Source organism: Microbacterium lacus, assembly GCF_039531105.1.
Classification (GTDB): domain Bacteria; phylum Actinomycetota; class Actinomycetes; order Actinomycetales; family Microbacteriaceae; genus Microbacterium; species Microbacterium lacus.
Genome location: NZ_BAAAPK010000008.1, coordinates 1 through 504 on the forward strand (window position 1 = coordinate 1; position 504 = coordinate 504).

Genomic DNA, 504 nt, shown 5'->3' on the forward strand with positions numbered 1-504 from the left:
GTTGCGGATTGCCGTTGTCTTCCTAAGACCGCTTGGCCTCCGACTTACTGAAAAAAACTAAGCATAATCTTAGCTAATTAGGAGAAAAATAAAAATTCTAAAAAGGAGAATTAGAACTTACAAATAAAAAAACAAAACTTAACTTACCAACAGTCTTCTAAATATTTCCTGACCTTTTTCTCACTGATTCCTAGTCCGTATGCAATCTCCTTAACTGTAAACCCTCTTTTGACTAACTCATGAACTATGCTAACTAGGTCATCCTCACTTTCAATATAGTACGTTTCTCCTTCAATTATTACTTCTTTTTTCATTTCTCTTTCACTGATATCATATATGTAAAAACTCATATATAAATCTTTCTCTAAACTTTTACGTTTGTATCTCTCGACTTTCAATAAGAGGCCTCCAATTTTTTCCAACACTGCATTCATAAATTGAAGGTTCCAATTTTTCTATCTCCAATTTTTTAAAAAAGGCCACTTTTTATTCCTAGCATGAAAC

1 protein-coding gene is annotated in these 504 nt (G+C 32.1%); it reads right to left on the reverse strand.

Annotated elements, in window-relative coordinates:
* Positions 1 to 143: 143 nt before the first annotated feature.
* Complete coding sequence (locus ABD197_RS16690; RefSeq protein WP_343799778.1) at positions 144 to 434, reverse strand: hypothetical protein; 291 nt, start codon at positions 432 to 434, stop codon at positions 144 to 146.
* Between the last annotated feature and the right edge of the window lie 70 nt (positions 435 to 504).

Excerpts from the sequence above, each read along its gene's own strand:
- ABD197_RS16690 (WP_343799778.1), bottom strand. The coding sequence starts at position 434 with ATGAATGCAGTGTTGGAAAAAATTGGAGGCCTCTTATTGAAAGTCGAG.